The following is a 3,723-nucleotide window of genomic DNA, read 5'->3' as shown; positions in this document are numbered from 1 at the left end:
GACGCCGCTGCTGTGTGTCTGCATTACGGTGCCGCTGACTTTTCTGGTGATCGGCCCCTGCGCGACCTGGCTTAGCGAACTGCTGGCCAGCGGCTATCAGTGGCTTTATAACCTCAACTCGGTCATCGCAGGCGCGGTGATGGGGGCGATTTGGCAGATCTGTGTGATTTTTGGCCTGCATTGGGGGCTGGTGCCGCTGATGCTGAACAACCTCAGCGTGTTGGGACACGATACGCTGCTGCCGCTGTTGACGCCGGCCGTGCTGGCGCAGGCGGGCGCGACGCTAGGCGTACTGCTGCGCACCCGGGATGCCAAACTGAAAGGCATCGCTGGCTCCGCTTTCTCCGCGTCAATCTTCGGCATCACCGAACCGGCCGTCTATGGCGTCACGCTCCCGTTGCGTCGTCCGTTCATCTTCGGCTGCATGGGCGGAGCGATTGGCGCGGGCATCATGGGCTATTTCCACACCACTATTTACTCCTTTGGGCTGCCTAGCATATTCACCTTCACGCTGATTATTCCTCCCGAAGGCTTCAACAGCAGTGTCTGGGCAGCCATTGTCGGCACGATGGTCGCTTTCCTTTTCGCCGCCGTCGCCAGCTGGATGTTCGGTATCCCGGCCGCGGCGCTGGCCCCCAAGAAGAATGACACGGCGGCACCTGCGCCGGTCGACAACGCGCTGGGCGTGCGTACGGAGACGTTGGCAAGCCCCCTGAGCGGACAGGCGATCCTGCTGGAAGAGGTCAGCGACAGCACCTTCGCCAGCGGGCTGCTGGGGAAAGGCATCGCGATAGTGCCGGACGAAGGCTCGCTCTATGCGCCGGTGGACGGCACGGTGGCGTCGTTATTCAAAACGCATCACGCCATTGGTTTGGCCGCAGACAACGGCGCCGAAGTGCTGATCCACGTGGGCGTGGATACGGTGAAACTCGACGGTTTGCATTTCACGCCGCATGTCGCCGTCGGCGATGTCGTCAAGCAGGGCGATCGGCTCCTGACGTTCGACCTCGAAGCGATTGCCGCGGCGGGCTATGACCTCACCACCCCAATCATTATTTCCAACAGCGACAGCTATCTGGATGTGTTGCCGTTAGCCCGCGGCGCCGTCGCCGCCGGCGCGCCGCTGCTGTCGTTGGTGCATTAACTCACTCTCGCTTACAGGAGAAACTGATGAACACTCGTTTTCCAAAAGACTTTTTATGGGGCGGCGCGATTGCCGCCAATCAGGTGGAAGGCGCCTATCAAGACGATGGCAAAGGACTCTCCACGTCCGATCTGCAGCCACAGGGGATCTTCGGCGATATCGTTGAGCGTCAACCCGGCGACAGCAGCATCAAGGATATCGCCATCGATTTTTATCACCGCTATCCGCAGGACATCGCGCTGTTTGCTGAAATGGGGTTCCGCTGTCTGCGCGTGTCCATCGCCTGGACGCGTATTTTCCCTCAGGGCGACGAATTGACGCCGAATGAGGCCGGGCTGGCTTACTACGACAAGCTGTTTGACGAGCTGGCGAAGCATCACATCCAGCCGCTGGTCACACTTTCGCATTATGAAATGCCCTATGGGCTGGTGAAACGCGTCGGTGGTTGGGGCAGCCGCACAACTATCGACTGCTTCGAGCGTTATGCCCGTACCGTCTTCGAACGCTACCGCAATAAGGTCAAACTGTGGTTGACCTTTAACGAAATCAACGTTTCGCTGCATGCGCCGTTTACCGGCGTCGGTTTACCGCCAGACAGCGACAAAGCGTCGATTTATCAGGCCATCCACCATCAGTTAGTCGCCAGCGCCAAGGCGGTGAAAGCCTGCCATGAACTCATTCCCGACGCGCGGATCGGCAATATGTTGCTGGGCGCGATGCTCTATCCGCTGACCTGCAAACCGAACGACGTGATGGAGAGCCTGCGTCAAAACCGCGAGTGGCTGTTCTTCGGCGACGTTCAGGCGCGCGGCGCCTATCCGGCGTATATGAAGCGCTTTTTTGAAGAGCAGGGAATAGCGTTGCACATCGAGGATGACGACATTCAGGCGTTGAAGGAAACGGTCGATTTCATTTCGTTTAGCTACTACATGACGGGCTGTGTCACTCAGGATGACGAAGAGATTCAGAAAGCCCGCGGCAACATCCTGAACATGATCCCCAACCCCTATTTGGAAAGCTCCGAATGGGGTTGGCAGATAGACCCGGAAGGGCTGCGCTACCTGCTTAACGTACTGTACGACCGTTATCAGAAACCGCTGTTTATCGTGGAAAACGGGCTAGGGGCGAAAGACCAGCTGGAGGCCGATGGCGCCATTAACGACGACTACCGCATTCAGTACCTCAATGACCATCTGGTGCAGGTGGGCGAGGCGATCGCCGACGGCGTCGAGGTCATGGGATATACCAGCTGGGGTCCGATCGATCTGGTGAGCGCGTCGAAGGCGGAAATGTCCAAACGCTACGGCTTCATCTATGTCGACCGGGACGATCAGGGCGCAGGCACGCTGGCGCGTAAGCGCAAGAAGAGCTTTTACTGGTATCAATCGGTCATTCACAGCAACGGTGACGCGCTGAAGTAATCGACGGGCGGGCGTGGCGTTCGCCATGCCTTCATGCCTGACTACGGGCTGTGCGGCAGTGGCGCCCGGCCCGCCCAAAAAGGGGGTTGATGACCATGAATAGAAGAGAGTTATTGATCCATGCGGCCGTCGTCACCGCTTGCGCCCGTATCGCGCCGCTGCGCGCGACGGATAAGATGGCAGGTACGGTGAATAACGGCGTGGTTCAGCCGACCGCGCTGACCCGGCAGCAGCATTGGGTCGCGATGGCGGAAGTGTTGAAACCGACGCTGTCCGAAGTGACTTACCCCGCGTTGAACGTCGTCGCGCCTCGGGAAGCGCCCGAGCATCTGTTAGGCGTAGCCATGACGCCGCAGTATGACATGGCGGCATTGGCGAAAAAGAGTTTCAAGACCGGCGAAAGTTTTATTGTGGATTTCGGCGAGCACTACACCGGTTACCTCACGTTTTCATTGGGGTGGCAGGGCGTCTCCTGCGATGCTCCGGTGCGTTTGCGGCTGATCTTCGGGGAGGTCGCCACCGATGTGACGCAGCCGCTTTATCCCTATAACGGCTGGATCAGCGCTTCCTGGCTGCCGGATGAAGTTCTGAATGTCGATTTTCTGCCACAGCAGGTCAGGATTGAACGGCGCCACGCCTTCCGCTTTCTCAAAATCGAGATCGTTTCCACATCAACGAACTTCAGCGTCACGTTCAACTCACTGCAGGTGAAAGCGGTCTCTTCCGCCGGTCAGGATCGCTTCGCGCCGGTGCGCTATGACAGCGAACTCCTGCGGGATATCGATCGTGTCAGCCTTCGGACATTGCACGAATGTATGCAGACCGTTTTCGAAGACGGGCCGAAGCGCGATCGGCGGCTATGGGTTGGCGATCTGCGCCTGCAGGCGATGGTCAACTATGTGAGCTTCAACAACACTGCGTTGGTGCGCCGCTGTCTGTACTTATTTGCCGGGCTACAGCGGGACGATGGTTATATCACGGCCTGCGTGTATGAAAAGCCGGAGCCACGCATCGGCGAGGTGGTGCTGATCGACTATGCCGCGCTGTTCGGCAGCATCGTGCGCGACTATCTGCGTGCGAGTCGAGACACCGAGACGGCGCAGGAACTGTGGCCGGTGGCAAAACAGCAGCTCACGCTGGCGCTGAAGAATGTCAACG

At 58.8% G+C, this 3,723-nt stretch carries 2 protein-coding genes and 1 pseudogene; all 3 read left to right on the top strand.

Annotated features, from left to right (window positions below):
* On the top strand, nt 1-1,144 hold a 1,144-nt coding region (locus Q7O77_RS15475), incomplete at its 5' end, for a glucose PTS transporter subunit IIA (protein WP_304169387.1).
* Between the two features lie 26 nt (nt 1,145-1,170).
* On the top strand, nt 1,171-2,565 hold the full coding sequence (locus Q7O77_RS15470) for a glycoside hydrolase family 1 protein (protein ID WP_304169385.1): 1,395 nt from the start codon (nt 1,171-1,173) through the stop codon (nt 2,563-2,565).
* Between the two features lie 95 nt (nt 2,566-2,660).
* Nucleotides 2,661-3,723, top strand: a pseudogene (locus Q7O77_RS15465) (hypothetical protein); the annotation flags it as partial.

Source organism: Lonsdalea britannica (genome assembly GCF_946477055.1).
Lineage (GTDB): Bacteria > Pseudomonadota > Gammaproteobacteria > Enterobacterales > Enterobacteriaceae > Lonsdalea > Lonsdalea britannica_A.
This window is presented reverse-complemented; position numbering and strand designations above follow the sequence as displayed.